At 74.1% G+C, this 15,840-nt stretch carries 16 protein-coding genes and 2 pseudogenes; 5 read left to right on the plus strand and 13 right to left on the minus strand.

All coding sequences use genetic code 11. The annotated features are described in order from the left end of the window. The 4 genes and pseudogenes from AB0B41_RS39415 to AB0B41_RS39430 form a co-directional block, all read left to right on the plus strand. A pseudogene (locus AB0B41_RS39415) lies at positions 1 to 387 on the plus strand (MBL fold metallo-hydrolase); the annotation flags it as partial. 136 nt (positions 388 to 523) lie between these two features. Further along, a complete protein-coding gene (locus tag AB0B41_RS39420) occupies positions 524 to 2,620 on the plus strand; it encodes an acetate--CoA ligase family protein (RefSeq protein ID WP_358212140.1) in 2,097 nt (698 codons plus the stop codon). Position 2,621: 1 nt separating this feature from the next. Continuing rightward, positions 2,622 to 3,359 carry an enoyl-CoA hydratase-related protein gene (locus AB0B41_RS39425; protein WP_358212141.1) on the plus strand — a complete coding sequence of 246 codons (738 nt, stop codon included), beginning with the start codon at positions 2,622 to 2,624 and terminating at the stop codon, positions 3,357 to 3,359. A gap of 57 nt (positions 3,360 to 3,416) precedes the next feature. Continuing rightward, positions 3,417 to 4,196, plus strand: a complete 780-nt coding sequence (locus AB0B41_RS39430; RefSeq protein ID WP_358212142.1) for an FCD domain-containing protein — start codon at positions 3,417 to 3,419, stop codon at positions 4,194 to 4,196. A gap of 9 nt (positions 4,197 to 4,205) precedes the next feature. Here the strand turns inward: AB0B41_RS39430 and AB0B41_RS39435 are convergent, their stop codons facing one another. The 13 genes from AB0B41_RS39435 to AB0B41_RS39495 form a co-directional block, all read right to left on the minus strand. Beyond that, positions 4,206 to 5,117, minus strand: coding sequence for a hypothetical protein (locus AB0B41_RS39435; RefSeq protein WP_358212143.1), 912 nt, complete (start codon positions 5,115 to 5,117; stop codon positions 4,206 to 4,208). Continuing rightward, complete coding sequence (locus AB0B41_RS39440) at positions 5,104 to 6,117, minus strand: hypothetical protein (RefSeq protein ID WP_358212144.1); 1,014 nt, start codon at positions 6,115 to 6,117, stop codon at positions 5,104 to 5,106. Before AB0B41_RS39440 ends, AB0B41_RS39435 begins: the two co-directional genes overlap by 14 nt. After that, positions 6,114 to 6,320 carry a hypothetical protein gene (locus tag AB0B41_RS39445; protein ID WP_358212145.1) on the minus strand — a complete coding sequence of 69 codons (207 nt, stop codon included), beginning with the start codon at positions 6,318 to 6,320 and terminating at the stop codon, positions 6,114 to 6,116. The genes AB0B41_RS39440 and AB0B41_RS39445 overlap by 4 nt, the downstream gene beginning before the upstream one ends. A gap of 33 nt (positions 6,321 to 6,353) precedes the next feature. Beyond that, on the minus strand, positions 6,354 to 6,632 hold the full coding sequence (locus AB0B41_RS39450) for a hypothetical protein (RefSeq protein ID WP_358212146.1): 279 nt from the start codon (positions 6,630 to 6,632) through the stop codon (positions 6,354 to 6,356). Beyond that, positions 6,629 to 7,444, minus strand: a complete 816-nt coding sequence (locus tag AB0B41_RS39455) for an FAD-dependent oxidoreductase (RefSeq protein WP_358212147.1) — start codon at positions 7,442 to 7,444, stop codon at positions 6,629 to 6,631. The genes AB0B41_RS39450 and AB0B41_RS39455 overlap by 4 nt, the downstream gene beginning before the upstream one ends. Further along, positions 7,441 to 8,808, minus strand: coding sequence for a hypothetical protein (locus AB0B41_RS39460; protein WP_358212148.1), 1,368 nt, complete (start codon positions 8,806 to 8,808; stop codon positions 7,441 to 7,443). Before AB0B41_RS39460 ends, AB0B41_RS39455 begins: the two co-directional genes overlap by 4 nt. A gap of 9 nt (positions 8,809 to 8,817) precedes the next feature. Continuing rightward, positions 8,818 to 9,123, minus strand: a complete 306-nt coding sequence (locus AB0B41_RS39465; protein ID WP_358212149.1) for a hypothetical protein — start codon at positions 9,121 to 9,123, stop codon at positions 8,818 to 8,820. Continuing rightward, the gene (locus AB0B41_RS39470; protein ID WP_358212150.1) at positions 9,124 to 10,401 is read right to left on the minus strand and encodes an MFS transporter; all 1,278 of its coding nucleotides are present in this window, start codon (positions 10,399 to 10,401) and stop codon (positions 9,124 to 9,126) included. A 97-nt stretch (positions 10,402 to 10,498) separates the two neighbouring features. Next, on the minus strand, positions 10,499 to 11,260 hold the full coding sequence (locus AB0B41_RS39475; RefSeq protein WP_358212151.1) for an SDR family NAD(P)-dependent oxidoreductase: 762 nt from the start codon (positions 11,258 to 11,260) through the stop codon (positions 10,499 to 10,501). A 10-nt stretch (positions 11,261 to 11,270) separates the two neighbouring features. Further along, entirely contained in the window at positions 11,271 to 12,260 is a 990-nt protein-coding gene (locus AB0B41_RS39480; protein WP_358212152.1) for a transketolase C-terminal domain-containing protein, read from the minus strand. Then, positions 12,257 to 13,123: a transketolase gene (locus AB0B41_RS39485; RefSeq protein WP_358212153.1), complete on the minus strand. Its 867-nt coding sequence runs from the start codon at positions 13,121 to 13,123 to the stop codon at positions 12,257 to 12,259. Before AB0B41_RS39485 ends, AB0B41_RS39480 begins: the two co-directional genes overlap by 4 nt. A gap of 20 nt (positions 13,124 to 13,143) precedes the next feature. Continuing rightward, the gene (locus AB0B41_RS39490) at positions 13,144 to 14,511 is read right to left on the minus strand and encodes an MFS transporter (RefSeq protein ID WP_358212154.1); all 1,368 of its coding nucleotides are present in this window, start codon (positions 14,509 to 14,511) and stop codon (positions 13,144 to 13,146) included. Positions 14,512 to 14,666: 155 nt separating this feature from the next. Next, positions 14,667 to 15,329 carry a GntR family transcriptional regulator gene (locus AB0B41_RS39495; protein ID WP_358212155.1) on the minus strand — a complete coding sequence of 221 codons (663 nt, stop codon included), beginning with the start codon at positions 15,327 to 15,329 and terminating at the stop codon, positions 14,667 to 14,669. 160 nt (positions 15,330 to 15,489) lie between these two features. Here AB0B41_RS39495 and AB0B41_RS39500 point away from each other — a divergent pair. Next, a pseudogene (locus AB0B41_RS39500) lies at positions 15,490 to 15,840 on the plus strand (hypothetical protein); the annotation flags it as partial.

Consider the following 15,840-nt stretch of genomic DNA (forward strand, 5'->3'; position numbering starts at 1 on the left):
CCGTTCCTGCTCATGGGATCGGTGGCCGGGGCGATCGAGGTGCTGGAGACGGTCGTCGCGCCGCTCGGCGCGGCGACGACGGTCCCGGGCCACGGGCCGGTCTTCCACGACCGCGCCCCGCTCGACGCGACCCTGGACTACCTGCGGTTCGTCCTCGACGTGGCCGAGCGTGGCCGGGCCGCCGGCGTCACGCCGTTGCAGGCCGCACAGGACACCGACCTCGGCCGCTTCGCGGACTGGCCCGACGCCGAGCGCATCGTCGGCAACCTCCACCGCGCGTACGCCGAGTCGGCCGGGGCCGAGCGGGGCGCGCCGATCGACGTGATCGGGGCGCTGGGCGACATGGTCGCCTACAACGGCGGACGCCCCCTGACCTGCCTCGCCTGAGACGGTCCGCAGCACGGTCTGTACATGACGTCATCGTCGACTTACGGTGAGATCGCGGGGCGGCCACAATCAGGGCCGTGACCTGCGCAGACAGGTTCCGCCTGCCCGCACCTCGACGTCGAGGAGGACCGCCGCGTTGGCCGACACCGCCTCCGGCACCGACCCGTCCGGCACCCCGGCCGGCACCCCGTCCGACAGCCCGGGGACCGACTGGGAGCGGGTGCTGAACCCGCGGACCGTCGTGATCCTGGGCGCGTCCGGCCGGGCGGACAACCCCATGGCCCGCCCACTGCGCTGGCTCGCCGAGCGCGGTTTCGCCGGTCGCGTGGTGCCGGTCAACCCGAAGTACGCCGAGCTCGCCGGGCTGCCTTGCGCCGCCTCGCTCGCGGACGTCGAGGCCCCGGTCGATCTCGTCCTCGCCATGGTCCCGGCGGCACGGGCGGCCGGGGCCGTCCGGGACGCGGGCCGAGCGGGCGCGGTCGCGGTGATCGTGTTCGCGTCCGGGTTCGCCGAGGTCGGCCCGGAGGGCGCGGCACTGCAGGAGGAGCTGGTCGCGGCCGCCCGTGAGGTGGGCGTGCGCGTGTTCGGCCCGAACTGCCAGGGGATCGTGCACACGCCGAGCCGGCTGTTCGCGAGCTTCTCCGCCGCCGTCGAACGCCCGCTGACCGGCAGCAGCGGGATCGCGTACGTCGGGCAGAGCGGCGCGATCGGCGGGTCCGTCCTCGACCTCGCGGCCGAACGCGGCCTCGACCTCACGACCTGGGTCAGCACCGGCAACCAGGCGGACGTCGACCTCACGGAGATCGGGCGGTACCTGGTGTGCCGGCCCGAGATCTCCGTGCTCGCCGTGTACGTCGAGAACCTCCGCGACGGCGCCGCCTACGCGCGGCTGGCCGAGACCGCCGCCGCCCACGGCACGGCGCTGGTCGTGCTGCGGTCCGGGCGCTCGGCGGCCGGGAAGCGGGCCGCCGTGTCGCACACCGGCGCGATGGTCGGCGACGACACCGCCTTCCGCCTGGTCTCCCGCCGGCACGGCGTGGTGCTGGTCGACGACGTCGAGGAGCTCCTCGCCGCCGCCACCATGCTGCGGGGCCAACCCCGGCCGACGGGCCGCGGGGTCGCCGCGGTGACGACGTCGGGCGGTGCGGGCATCCTCGCCGCCGACCGGTGCGAGGGCCTCGGGCTGCGGCTGCCCGAGCTCGCCCCGGAGACCCAGGAGAAGCTCGCGCGCCTGGTCCCGGAGTTCGGCGCCCTCGCCAACCCCGTGGACGTGACCGCCCAGCTGTTCAACCGGGGCGACCGCGCCTTCGGCGAGGTCTGCGCGATCGTGTGCGCCGACCCGTCCGTCGACTCGCTGCTGGTCCTGGTCACGATGGTCACCGGGCAGGAGGCGGTGGCCCTCGCCGAGGACCTCGCCGCGGCGATGCAGGGCGGCACCGTGCCGTGCGCCGTCGCGTGGCTCGCCGGGCCGGACCGCACGGCCGAGGCGCGCGCCCTGCTCACCACGGCGGGCATCCCGGTGTTCGGGTCCGTGGCGGTGGCCTCCCGGGTGCTCGCGGAGCTGGTCCGCGAGCCGGGTCCCGGCGCCGCCGCCGCGGCGCCCGCGCCGCCCGGCCCGCTGCCGTCGGACGGCTGGGAGCTGCTCGACGCGATCGGCGTCCCCCGGCCCGAGGGCCGCTCCGCCGCCACGGCCGAGAAGGCCGAGCGGATCGCGCGCGAGCTCGGCGGCCCGGTCGTGCTCAAGGCCGAGGGCCCGGCGCACAAGTCCGAGGTCGGCGGCGTGCGGGTGGACGTGCCGCCCGCCGAGGTCCGGCAGGTGGCGGCCGAGCTGCTCGGGCTCGGCGGCGCAGTCCTCGTCCAGCGCCGGGCCCCGGCCGGGTTCGAGCTGCTGGTCGGCGCGACCTCGGGCGGCGACGGCTGGCCGCCGGTCGTGACCGTGGGGCTCGGCGGGGTCGCCACCGAGATCCATCGGGACCTGGCCACCGCCCTCGCCCCGCTCGACCGCGACGCGGCCCGCGCCCTGCTGCGGGAGCTGCGCAGCTGGCCGCTGCTCGCCGGGCACCGCGGCGCGGAGCCGCTGGCGGTCGACGCGGCCGTCGACGCGATCGTCGCCGTGTCCCGGGCGGCCACGGACCCGACCGTCGCCGAACTGGAGATCAACCCGCTGATCGTCGGGCGGGACGACGTGACGGCGGTCGACGTGCTCGTCCGCCGGACCGAGGAGGAGCGCTGAGATGGGCCGCATCGTGCTGGAGAAGGCCGAGGGGATCGCGACGCTCACCGTCGACTCCCCCGAGGTGCGCAACGGGCTCACCCCCGACATGGGCCGCGAGCTGGTCGCGGCGTGCGAGGAGGTCGACGCCGACCCGGCGATCGGCGCGGCCGTGGTGCGGGGAGCGGGCGGGACCTTCTGCTCCGGTGCGGACCGGCGCCGCTGGCGCCCCGGCGCCGACCAGGCCGAGGACGCCACGTACCGGGACACCGGCGCGGTCTACCAGGCCTTCGTGCGGGTCGGGAAGCTGGCGGTGCCCACGATCGCGGCGGTGCGCGGCGCGGCGGTGGGTGCCGGGACGAACCTCATGCTGGCCACCGACCTGCGGGTGGTCGCCGAGGACGCCCGGTTGTTCGCCGGGTTCCTGCGGATCGGCCTGCACCCCGGCGGCGGGTTCTTCACGCTCGCAGGCCGCACCGCGGGCCGGGAGGCGACGGCCGCGATGGGCCTGTTCGGCCAGGAGATCGACGGGCGGCGGGCGGTCGAGATCGGCCTGGCCTGGGCCGCCGTCCCGGACGACGAGGTCGAGGACACCGCCCACCGGCTCGCCGCCGGACCGGCACGGGACCCGGCGCTGGCCCGCGAGGCCGTCCGCTCCTTCCGCACCGAGCTGGGCCCGCCGGCCATCGGCTGGGACGCGGCCGTCGAGTTCGAGCGGGCCACGCAGATGTGGTCGCAACGCCGCCGCGCCAGCCCGTGAGCCGCGCCCTCTGCTCCTACAATCCTGCGCATCGTAGGAGCGGGAAGGCGGTGGACCATGACGTCGTCCGCGGACGTCCCCCGCTCCCCGCGCCGGCGCCCGGACCTGCGCCGCCCGCAGAAGGTCCCGCTGATGATCGCGCAGCGGATCGTCGACGACATCACCGGCGACGACCTCGGGCCCGGCACGCGGCTCGCCGGCGAGCGGGACATGATGGCCCGCTTCTCCGCCGGCCGCGGGACGCTGCGGGAGGCCCTGCGGTTCCTCGAGCTCACCGGCGTGATCACGGTCAAGGCCGGACCGCGCGGCGGGCCCGTCGTGATGCAGCCCGACGGCACCGATCTCGCGGGCGTCCTCGGCCTGTTCCTCCAGCTGCGGACCGTGTCGTTCCGGTCGGTGATCCAGGTCCGGGAGATCCTCGAGCCGGAGCTGGCCGCGCTGGCCGCGAACGGGACCGACGCGGCCGCGGCCGCCGAGATCGCCGACTCGATCGCGGGCATGCGCGCCTTCCTCGACGACGAGGAGAACTTCCTCGCCGAGAACGACCGCTTCCACCTGGCCGTCGCGGCCGCGGCCGGGAACGAGCTGTTCGAGCTGCTGATCTCGTCGTTGCACCTGATCACGGACGGCATGCCGCTCGGGGTGAGCTACCCGCCGCGGCGGCGGGCGGCGGTGCTGCGGGCCCACGAGGCCATCCACGCGGCCCTGCTCGCGCGCGACCCGGACCGCGCCCGGGAGGCGATGCGGCGGCACATGGCGGAGTTCCGCCGGTACGTCGAGACCCGGTTCCCGGGCGTGTACGAGCGCCCGGTGCGCTGGCGGGACATCGCTCCCTGAGCGAGCTCCCTAACCGAGCGCGCGGTGGACGACGCGAGATCCGCCGATCCAGCCGGGCAGGTGCAGCATCTTGACGCCCGGGCCGCCGGAGACGATCACGTGGACGTCGTCGGGCGAGGCGGCGACCGGGTGCCCGGCCCGCACGCCGCCGCCCTCGTACAGCACGCGGGCGATCGAGGCGGCCGTCTCCCCCAGCCCGGCGAGCCGCCCCGCGACCTCCGGCGGCAGCACCACGGCCTGCGCGCCCGAGGACATCCGGGTCGGGTCACCGGCGGCGCGGACCGCGCCGGCGAGGGCGTCGGCGAGCGGGTCGAGGATCTCGGCGACCGTCCCTCCGCCGGCCCGGGGCAGCACCTCGGCCGTCCCGCCGACGGCCAGCACGCTCACCGCGTCGCCGTCGAGCTCCGAGAGGCCGCCGAACGGGGTGCGGTGCTCGGGGAGGCAGAAGGTGTAGCGACCGGGCTGGCCCGTCGTCGCCATGTCCGTCTCGCCCGGGCGGGCGCCGCCGATGCCGGCCGACGCGAGGGCCACCGCGCGGCCGACGCAGGCGTTCACCCGGTTGCCGGGGCCGAGGACGTTGGTCCCGGGGTGGAACCCGAGCCGCTCGACGACCGGACCACCCACGACGACGCACACCGCGGCCGTGCCCGTGGTCGTCTGGACGCCGAGCAGGTTGAACTCCGGCTCCAGGCACGCGCGCAGCGCCGCGAGCACGACCGGCAGCTCGGCGGGCCGGCATCCGGCGAGGACCGCGAAGTAGGCGACCTTCCTGCTGGTCAGCGGCCCGAGGAGGGGCGGGACCGGGCCGAGGTCGACGTCGTCGCCGCCCATCCCGGCGAGCCGCTCCGCGGTCGGCTCGACGACCGGCAACCCATCTCCCACGCCGGAGGCGAGCAGCTCCTCGATCTCATCCGGGGACAACGCGCGACACCAGCTCCGTCGCCCCGAAGGACGGGATCCACGCCGAGTGCTTCCCCGGCCCGCCGGCCACGCAGAGGTGGAGCTGCCGGGGACCGTCGGACACGGTGTAGCCCTTCTCCTCGGGCTTGATCCCGGACTCGTCGAACTGCACGTGGTTGCCCTTGGAGATCCGCTCGTGCGGGATCCGGGCCAGCTCCCAGAGCCGCTCCCGGATCGTCTCGACGGTCCAGCCGTCCCGGGCGAGGGTGTCCGCGTGCTCGGGACCGAGGACGAGCAGGTGCGGGCCGCGGACGTAGGCGTTGTTGGAGCCGGACTCGGCCATGGTCCCGGCGATCGTCACGAGGATCTCCCCGCCGGTGCGGCTGCCGTGGTCGTTGATGTTGTGCGGCGGCTCGGCGGCCATCACCGAGACCACGGAGTCGTCGGCGGCGAACCCGCGCTGCACGTGCAACGCCGGGAACGGCGAGTCCGCCTCCGCGAAGCAGAACGTGTACTTCGCGGGCGAGCCCTGCGTGGAGCGGTCCATGACGCCGGGCGTGGCCCCGCCGACGTTGCGCAGCACGAGTGACAGGGCGCGCCCGACGACGGCGTTCGCGCGGGTCCCCTGCCCGAAGCAGTTCCCGCCGGAGTTGAATCCCTGGGCCCGCACCGGCCCGCTGACCAGCACCATCGGTGCGCACGGATGCGTCGTCGCGAGCGACCCGTGCAGGTTGTACGCAGGATCCGTCGTCCCGAGCAGCGCCGCGACGACGACGGGGAGGTCCGCGGGGCGGCATCCGGCCATGACGGCGTTGGCGGCGACCGACCGCAGCGTCGGGATCATCCGGGCGGGCGGGAGCGGGGCGAACTCCGGCGGGTCGCCGGGGAACGCGGCCAGCATCGCGTCGACCAGGTCCTCGGTCGGCGGGACGGTGGGCAGCCCGTCGCTCCAGCCCTGCTCCTCCGCGTACCCGAACCACTCGGCGGGGCCCAGGTCCGGGACGTCGAGCACGTCGGTCACTGGTCCTCCAACTCCCGCACCATCCCGGCGTACGCGGCCTCGACCCGGGTGGCGAACTCGTCGGCGTCCAGCCCGCCGACGGGGTGGTCGACGACGATCACGCGCGGCTCCACCTTGCGTGCCGTGGCCTGCGCGCGCACCAGCGGCAGGAACGTCGAGGTGACGATCAGGAACGGGACGACGCCGCGGCGCTCCAGTTCCACCGAGTCGTGGAGACTCCACGACGAGCAGCTGCCTCAATCGCCGATGGCGACGATCGCCATCCGGTACTGCGCGGCGAGGTGGTCGAGGGTCTCCTCCGCCGTCGGATGGGCGGCCTGCGGCTTCGAGGCGAACCCGATGTCGCGGAACCCGCGCTCCCTCTCCAGACGCGCCGCCACCGCGCGGAGCAGCTCGGTGGCGCCGGGCTTGGAGTTCGAGAGCAGGCAGAGCGCGTCCTCCGGGATGCCCTCGTGGGCGACCGGGGCGACCTCCGTGTCGCCGGGCAGGCCGAACGTGGGGTCGACGATCCTCACGAGTCCTCCAGGAGGTCGACGGCGGCGAGGCCGGCGCGCAGGCCGTCGGCCGCCGCCGCCACGAGGTAGGGGGTGGTGCCTGCGACGTCCCCGGCGGCGAACAGGCCCGGGGTGTCGGAGAGCAGCTCGGTGCGGGGCTCGGCACCGGTGTAGACGAACACCCCGCCCGCCTCCAGCTCGGCGCCGTCCACCAGCGCCAGGCCGGTCACCCGGTCCTCGCCGAGCACCGCGCGCACGGTCCCCCGCCGGACCTCGATCCCGTCCGGCGCGGCGGACCAGCGCGGCTCGCCCGGCGCCACGATCGTGACCTGTGAGGCGAACGCGGTGAGCTCGCGGGCCTCGTGGGCGGCCCACTCGTCGTCGCCGACGACCACGACCGGTGTGCCGGCGTACAGCGGCCCGTCGCACGTGGCGCAGGTGGCGACGCCGCGTCCCGTCCAGTCCCCCGGGACGTCCAGCCGACCGTCCGTGAGCCCGGTCGCGACCACCACCGCCCGCGCGGTCACGTCCCCCTCGCCCGTGGCCAGTGTGAACCCGGGGGACAGCCCGGTGACCTCGCCGTACGCGATCTCCACGCCGGCCCCCATGGCCTCCTCGAGCAGGGCGCTCATCAGGTCCGGCCCGGTCGTCCTCACGCCGGGATAGCCGACGACCTCGCCGATGTTGACCAGCCGCCCACCGGGGGAGAGCGCGTCCCAGGCGCACACCCGCAACCCGCGATCGGCCGCCACGCGCGCCGCCGTCAGGCCCGCGATCCCCGCCCCGATCACGGCCAGGTCCCAACTCGGGTCCCAACTCGGGTCCACACTCATGTCTCGATCCGCCGGCTCACCGGCACCCCCTGTACGTGGTTCTGGACGTAGCCGCGGGACTGGTTGCGGCCCTCGTTCCCCGCCAGCACGATCGCGATGTCCGCGGCCCGCGGACACATCGGCACGAGCCGCCCGGGGTCGTCGCCGGCGTAGCGCCGGTCCAACTCGCCCCGCTCGACCAGGGACGACACCCGGAAGCTCGTGGAACCGACGGCCCACGCGCACCGCTCCAGCTCCTTCACCGAGATCAGCATGTGCTCGGCGAGGTACCGGCGCAGGGCGGGCTTGTCGTAGCCGTGGCGGGCGAGCGCCGCCGCGATGGACGGCCCGAGCACCAGCAGCGGGTGCCACGCCCCGAACTCCATGCCCGTGTACGACCACGGGCCCATCGCGTTGCCGAACACCAGGGCGAGCGGCTCCACGTGGTCGAGCACGGAGTCTCCGCCGGTGTAGATCGGCGCGCTCACCGTGAGGCAGCTGCGCACCGACACCACCGAGTCCTCCGCCGCGAACCCGAGGTCCTCCCGGTGCGACGGCCAGCCCAGCTCGCGGACCGCCGCGTCGTTCTCGGCCAGCACGACGTGGAAGGACGCCCCGATCGCCCCCTGGTCGGTGTGTTCCGGCAGGATCCGCAGGCCGGCGAGGTTGCGCAGGTAGAGCCGCAGGAACCGACCCACGGACGTGTTGGCCCGGTTCCCCACGCGCAGCACGCCGGTCCGCGAGTTGAACCCCAGCCGCTCGACGACGGGTCCGGACAGGACGATCAACGACTCCCACCCGGGCGTCGAGCCCGCGTCCTGGACCCGGAACTCCGGCGCGGCCGCGCACTCGACGATCCCGAGCAGGACGGGCAGGTACTCGGGCCGGCAACCGGCCATCACGCCGTTGACCGCGACGGACCAGACGGTGGCCTCGCGCAGGTCCGGCGGGAGCATGCCGAGCACCTCGTCCGGATCCCTCCGGGTGTGCCGCAGGAACTCCTCCACGCGCTCGACGGTGGGTGGGACGATCGGCAGCCCATCCGTCCAGCCCTGCTCCTCGAAGGCCGCCAGGACGGCGTCGAGGTCCCCGCGCACGACCACGTCCCGCGGCCCGGGCTCGACCTCCGACGCGGTCTCCTCGGCGGCGTACGTGCTGGTCAGGGCGTCGACGACGGCGGGCGCGACGATCTCGCGCATCTTCCCGCGGAACACGTCCGTCTCGTCGGTGAGGATGACTCCCGGGTAGCTGACGATCGGCACGTGCGGGATGCCCAGGGACTTCCCGATCGCCCGGCCCATCGGCTCGAACCCTGATCCGCCGATCGCGACGGCCGGGACCCCGGCCCGCTCGGCGGCGGCTGCGGCCCGCATCACGGCAGGCATGCAGGAGCCTCAAGCACCGACGGCGGCGACGACCAGGTCCACCCGGTGCGCCCGCAGCAGCTCCGGCAGCTCGCCGAGGACGCGCTTCTCCTCGGCCGCGGAGGCGTGGAAGTTGCCGAAGGTCTCCCACTCGACGAACTCGACGTCACCGTGCCGCTCGCGCGCGACCTCGCTGATCACCTCGAACATCTCGGGGCCGCGGAACAGCTCGTCCCACAGGTAGGCCACTCGCCGTCCGCCCAGCTGGGTCGGCCGCTCCCCCGCCTCGACGGCGTCCAGCACCGTGCGGCCCAACGGCCATACAGCCTCGAACACTCAGTCCTCCGCCGTGATCTCCCGTCCCGCCCGGTCCTTGAGGAAGAACGCGGACAGGAACACCAGCGCCGCGCCGAAGCCCGCGATGGACACGGCGATGCCGTACCCCGAGCCCGCCGCGACGATCCCGCCGATCAAGGTCCCGAGCCCGGAGAGCCCGCGCCCGACGTTGTACGCCGCGGCCGAGCCCAGCGACCGGATCCGGGTGGGGAACAGCTCGCCGAACCACACCCCGAAGATGCCGAAGTAGCCCAGGAACAGGCTGGTCAGCAGGTACATCCAGGGGAACGCCCCGAGCCCGCTGCCGGACACCGCCAGGCCGAACATCACCAGGAACACCACGGCCTGCAGCCCGGAGAACACCAGGAACACCGGTCGCCGGCCGAGCCTGTCGGACAGCCAGCCCGCCAGGATGAACCCGACGAACGAGATGGCCGAGGCGAGGTAGAGCACCAGGCTGGCCGCGTTCGCGTCGTACCCGAGGTCGCTCTTGAGCAGCGACGGCATCCACGTGGTCGCCGTGTACGGCACCCACTGCGCGCCGAACGCCGCGACCAGGCCGACCAGGACGATCGGCAGGCTGTCCTTCATGAACAGCTGCCGCCAGCCCGACCGCCGCGCCACCGCCGCGACGTCGGACGACAGCTCGCCCGCCGCCTTGCGCCGCTGCAGCTCCGTCCACTGCGTCGACTCCGGCGTGGCGTACCGCACCCAGACACAGGCCAGGGCGGGCAGCACGCCGATGAGGAAGGCGTAGCGCCAGTCCGGAAGGGTCTGCGCCGCGAGGATCGCCAGCGCGTAGGCGGGCCAGAGCGAGGACTGCACGAGCCCGCCGCCCAGCCCGCGCCGCTTCGGCGACCACGCCTCGTTGAGCCAGGCGAACCCGACGGCCCACTCGCCGCCGGTCCCGACGCCGGTGAAGAACCGCAGCACCACGAACACCCAGAAGTTCGGGGCGAAGAACACCAGGCCGGTGGCGATCGAGTAGATGAGGATCGACCAGATCAGCGTCCGGCGGCGGCCGAACCGGTCCCCGAGGTACCCGAACGCCAGCCCGCCCACCGCGGACCCGATGAGCTGCACCAGGATCGCGACGCTGAAGGTGCCCGGCCCGATCCCGTACGCCGCCATGATCGGCGCCGCCAGCAGCGACGGGAGCATGAAGTCGAAGTACTCCATGCCCCAGCCGAGGCAGGCGGCGGTGAGGACCCGGCGCCGCTCTCGCGGTGTGTAGGAGAGCGAGCCGGTGGCGGCGGAGCGTGCCTGGCCGGTCGTCATGGGCCACCCCCTGGGGCCGGCCGGGCGTCCCTGCCCGGCCTACTGGCGTGTCCGCACCGTAACAATCATAGGAGCGAAGCGGAACGCTCCGGCGGGCTCAGTGGATGTGGGAGCCGCCGTTGACGTCGTAGGTGGCGCCGGTGATGTAGCCCGTCTCCTCGCGGCACAGGAACGTGATCAGGTCGGCGACGTCGGCGACCCGGCCGTTGCGCCCCACCGGGATCCCGGAGAGCAGCGCCTCCTTGCGCTCGCCCTCGAGGGCCCCGCCGGTGATGTCGGTGTCGATCAGGCCGGGGGCGACGCTGTTGACGGTCACGCCGCGCGGGCCCAGCTCGCGGGCCAGCGCGCGGGCGAACCCGAGCTGGGCGGCCTTGGCGGCGGAGTACGCGACACCGCCGAACACCCCGCCCCCGCGCTCGGCGGACACCGAGGAGAGGAACACGACCCGGCCGAAGCCGCGCTCGGCCATGCCGGGCGCGAGCCGGCGGGTGATGTTGTAGGCGCCGCGGACGTTCACGGCGAAGATGCGGTCCCACTCGGCGCCGTCGACGTCGAGGAACCGGGTGGGCGAGGTGATGCCGGCGTTGTTGACCGCGGCCCCGACCGGCGGGGCGTCCGCGCTCAGGGTGTCGACGGCGGCGGCGACGGAGTCCTCGTCGGTCACGTCGCAGGCCAGGCCGAACGCCTGGACCGGGTGGGCGCCGGCGATCTCGTCGGCGGTGGCCTTGGCCGCGGCCTCGTCGAGGTCGAGGACGGCGACGTTCCAGCCGGCGGCGGCGAGGGCGTGGGCGGTGGCGCGGCCGATGCCGCGCCTCGAGGCGGCCCCGGTGACGACGGCGGTGTACTCGGAAACGGACACTGGGTTCTCCCTAGAGGGTGGCCTTGACCCGCGCGCAGAGCGCGTCGGTCGACAGGCCGTAGCGGTCGTGGAGGGTGGGCAGGGCACCGGCGGCGAGGAACTCGTCCGGCAGGGCGGCGGGCTGGATGCGGGTGGCGATCCCGGCGTAGCCCGCGGCGGCGGCGACGGCCTCGGACAGCCCGCCGATCACGGTGTGGTTCTCGGCGGTGATGACGAGCCGGTCGGTGCGCAGCTCGCGCAGGATCGTCTCGGTGTCCAGCGGCTTGATCGTCGGGACGTGCAGCACGGCGGCGTCGACGTGGTCGGCCTCGAGCCGGGCCGCGGCCTGCAGGGTCCGCATGGTCATCAACCCGGTGGAGATGAACAGCACGTCCCGGCCGCCGCGCAGCAGCGCCGCCTTGCCGAGCTCGAAGCGGTAGTCGTACTCGTCGAGCACGGTGGGGACCTTGCCGCGCAGCAGCCGCAGGTAGGTCGGCCCGGCGTGGTCGGCCAGCTGCGGTACGGCCTGCTCGATGTCGACCGAGTCGCAGGGGTCGACGATCGTGAGGTTCGGGCAGGCGCGCAGGATCGCGAGATCCTCGGTGGCCTGGTGGCTGGGCCCGTAGCCGGTGGTCAGGCCGGGCAGGGCGCCGACGACGTTGACGTTCAGGCCGGGCTCGGCGATGTCCAGGCAGAGGAAGTCGTAGGCCCGGCGGGTCGCGAACACCGAGTAGGTCGAGGCGAACGGGACGAGCCCGACCTCGGCCAGCCCCGCGGCGGCGCCGAGCATCGCCTGCTCGGCCATGCCCATCTGGAAGAACCGGTCCGGGTTCGCGTCCCGGAACACGTGCATGTCGGTGTACTTGGCCAGGTCGGCCGACAGCCCGACGATCTCGGGCCGCTCCTCGGCGAGCCGGTTCAGCGCGTGTCCGAACGGCGCGGGCGAGGTCCGCTGACCGGGGTCGGCGAACGAGGCGATCATCGCCGAGGTCGTGAGCTTCTTCGTCGTGGGCGCGGTCATCGCGGGTCTCCGTCCAGGGCTGAGTCGAGAGCACGGTGGGCGGCGGCCCACTCGTGTTCGGCGACCGGCAGGAAATGGGCCTTCTCCCGGGACTCGAAGAAGGGCACGCCGCGGCCGGTACGGGTGTCGCAGATCAGCACCGAGGGCGCGGCGGTGTGGTCGCGGATCTCGTCGAGCCCGGCCAGCAGGGCGTCGACGTCGTTGCCGTCGACCCGCACGGCGTGCCAGCCGAAGGCCCGCCACTTCTCGGTCACCGGCTCGGTCTTGAGCACGCCCGGGGTGGGTCCGTCGGCCTGCAGGCCGTTGACGTCGACGACCGCGGTGACGTGGGCCAGCCCGTGGTGGGCGCAGGCCATCGCGGCCTCCCAGGTCGAGCCCTCGTCGAGCTCGCCGTCGGAGAGCAGGTTGATCACCCGCGCCGGGTTGCCGCGGTGCCGCAGCCCCAGCCCCATCCCGCAGGCCACGCCCAGGCCGTGGCCCAGCGAGCCACCGGAGATCTCCATGCCCGGCGTGTAGGACGCCATGCCGGACATCGGCAGCCGGGAGTCGTCCGAGCCGTAGGTCTCGATCTCCTCGAGCGGAATGGTGCCGGCCTCGGCGAGCGCGGCGTAGAGCGCGATCGCGTAGTGCCCGATGGAGAGCAGGAAGCGGTCGCGGCCGTCCCAGTGCGGGTCCTCGGGGCGCAGCCGCAGCTCGCCGTCCCCCTTGGCGTAGAAGGCGGCGAGCACGTCGGCGACGCCGAGCGCCTGGCCGATGTAGCCCTGCCCCTGGACCTCGCCCATGGTCAGGGCGTGGTGGCGGATGCGGGTCGCGGCGGCGCGGACGCGGTCCGCCTTCGTGGTGGGGGGTGCAGTGGTGGTCATGAGCGGTTCTCCACTTCGGGTCAGGCGCCGCTGACCGAGTTGTGCCGGGTGGGCTCGGTGGCCGACGGTGCGGCGATGGCCGCCTCCAGGGCGGCCACCTCGGCCCGCTCCGCCTTGCCCCAGGTCTCGCGGGTCAGGAAGGTCGCGACCAGTCCGAGCACGCCGTAGGCGCTGAACAGCAGGGCCGGGCCGATCCAGCCGGTGCTGGCGAACAGCGCGGTCGCGATCAGCGGGGTGAACCCGGAGACGACGGCCGAGAGCTGGTAGGCCAGCGACGCGCCGCTGGTGCGGGTCCGGGCGTTGAACAGCTCGGAGAACCAGGCGCCCTGCACCCCGGCGAGGCAGTTCTGGCAGACCGCGTAGCTCACCACGAACGCGAGCACGATCGCCACGGCCTGCCCGGTGTTGAGCAGCAGGAACAGCGGCACACCCCACGCCACCGAGAGCACGGTGCCGATCACGTAGACCGGGCGGCGCCCGATCCGGTCGGTCAGCGCACCCCACGCCACAGTGGCGACGATCCCGAGTCCGGCAGCGAGCATGAGGGCGAACAGGGTCGTCGAGCGCTCAGCCAAGCCCTCGCTCGCCAGGTACGACAGCACGAAGGTGACCGAGATGGCGTAGCCGGCGGTCTCGGTGATGCGCAGGCAGAACGCGCGCAGGACGTTGCGCCAGTCGTCGCGCAGGACCTCGAACAGTGGGTTCTTCGACACCTCGCCCTCGGCCTTGAGCTCCTCGAACTCCGGGGACTCCTCGACCTTGAGCCGGATCACGATCCCGACGACGATCAGCACCGCGGAGAGCAGGAAGGGCACCCGCCACGCCCACTGGTCACCCAGCGGCACCGACACCAGGAACGCGGCGTTGGCCAGCAGCAGCCCGACCGGGAACCCGGCCTGGGTGATGCCGGTGTAGAGCCCCCGCTTGCGCCACGGCGCGTGCTCGAAGGTCATCAGGATCGCGCCGCCCCACTCGGCGCCGAACGCCAGACCCTGCACGACCCGGACGGCGACGAGCAGGATGCCCGCCCACACCCCGACCTGCGCATACGTGGGGAGCAGCCCGATCAGGACCGTCGCGATCCCCATCAGCAGCAGCGAGCCCACCAGCACCGGCTTGCGGCCGATCCGGTCGCCCAGGTAGCCGCCGACGATCCCGCCCAACGGGCGGACCGCGAAGCCGATGCCCAGCGTCGCGAAGGACAGCAGGGTGCCCGAGAGCGGGTCGGTCGACGGGAAGAAGACGTGGTTGAAGTACAGGGCCGCGGCCGTGCCGAAGCCGATGAAGTCGTAGGTCTCGATCGTCGCCCCGATCGACGACCCGAGAGCCACCCGCTTTCGCGCCGGCGTGCCGTGCACGGCAGGTGGGGGCGAGAGTTCTCCAGACATGTGATCTCCGCTGATCCGTTGTCGGCCGAGCGGTCACGGACCTTCTCTCGACAGTCCGACTGTTAACACTCGGCGGTGATGGAGAAACCATGAGGCCTCGCGGGGCCACTGTCAACAGTCGGACAGAACTTTCCCGACTCCGGACGAGCCGGGGGTCAGCGGGCGGGGGTGCTCGTGAAGTGGTCGGCGGCCGCGGCCATGTGCTCCTCCACCACGGCCAGCGCGCCCGGGAGGTCACCCCGCTCGATCGCCTCGATGATCGGCGCGTGCCGGCCCGGCGTCATCATCGCCGGGGCCTCCTCCGGGTCCCGGTTCATGATCGTGACCCGGATCCGGCCCTCCAGGTGCCGCCAGGACTCGACCAGCATCGGGTTGCCGGACAACTCGCAGAGCCGCACGTGGAAGCCCAGGTCGGCCTCCACCTTCGCCGCGAAGTCCTCCCCCGCGCCGGCCAGCTCGTCGACCGCCGCGCGCAACGCGGCCACCGCCGCCGAACGGTCCGGCCGCGCGATGATCTCGGTGACCGCCAGCCCCTCGAGCGCGGCCCGCACCCGGAACAGACCCCGGATCTCCTCGGCGGACAGGGTGTTCACGCGGAGCATCCCGCGGTTGCCCGCGGTCACCAGGCCCTCCTGCTGGAGGTGCCGCAACGCCTCGCGCACGGTCCCCCGGCTCACCCCGAGCCGGCCCGCGAGCTCGACCTCGCCCAGGTGGTCGCCCGGCCGGTACGCCCCGGAGGTGATCGCCGAGCGCAGCGCCCTCAACACGCGCTCCCGCAACGTGCTGCGGTCGATGTTCGGCAACGGCTCGACGGACACGGGACTCCCTCCGACTGTCGACAGACTACCTGCCGACAACGGCAGGTCCGCTGTGCGACCCGGCCGACTCACCCACGGCGGGCGGTGCCCTCCCGCGCCGATGCGCCGACGGTCGACCCCAGCACGCCCCGCCGGGGTGGTCGAGGTGCAGGAGTGGCCGATGTCCGCGACGGACGACCTGAGCGAGCTCGTCGAGCGCGCGGGGGCGGCAGAACGGGCCGCGCTCGCCTCGAAGTGGAAGGACCGTCCGGACGTCGACGCCCTGCGGCGGCGGGTCCGGCGGGTCCTCGACGAGCACCGGGCCGCCGAACGGCGGTCCGGCGGGGACGGGATCGAGCCGAGACGGGAGGCCCAGCGGGCGGCGTTCGTCGACGCGCCCGACCCGGCCGACCCGCCGGCCGACGGGGAGGCCGTCACCCACTCCGACGCCGCCCGTATCGAGCGGGACGCAGCGGCCGCGGTGGCCGTCGCGCGGCTGGCCCTGCTCGAGGCCCACCTCGCCGTCCTCGAC

Origin of the sequence: Pseudonocardia sp. NPDC049154 (assembly GCF_040648315.1) — a bacterium.
Lineage (GTDB): Bacteria > Actinomycetota > Actinomycetes > Mycobacteriales > Pseudonocardiaceae > Pseudonocardia.

Coding starts and splice junctions, on each gene's coding strand:
- AB0B41_RS39425 (WP_358212141.1), top strand. CDS start 2,622: ATGGGCCGCATCGTGCTGGAGAAGGCCGAGGGGATCGCGACGCTCACC.
- AB0B41_RS39430 (WP_358212142.1), top strand. CDS start 3,417: ATGACGTCGTCCGCGGACGTCCCCCGCTCCCCGCGCCGGCGCCCGGAC.
- AB0B41_RS39455 (WP_358212147.1), bottom strand. CDS start 7,444: ATGAGTGTGGACCCGAGTTGGGACCCGAGTTGGGACCTGGCCGTGATC.
- AB0B41_RS39460 (WP_358212148.1), bottom strand. CDS start 8,808: ATGCCTGCCGTGATGCGGGCCGCAGCCGCCGCCGAGCGGGCCGGGGTC.
- AB0B41_RS39470 (WP_358212150.1), bottom strand. CDS start 10,401: ATGACGACCGGCCAGGCACGCTCCGCCGCCACCGGCTCGCTCTCCTAC.
- AB0B41_RS39480 (WP_358212152.1), bottom strand. CDS start 12,260: ATGACCGCGCCCACGACGAAGAAGCTCACGACCTCGGCGATGATCGCC.
- AB0B41_RS39485 (WP_358212153.1), bottom strand. CDS start 13,123: ATGACCACCACTGCACCCCCCACCACGAAGGCGGACCGCGTCCGCGCC.
- AB0B41_RS39490 (WP_358212154.1), bottom strand. CDS start 14,511: ATGTCTGGAGAACTCTCGCCCCCACCTGCCGTGCACGGCACGCCGGCG.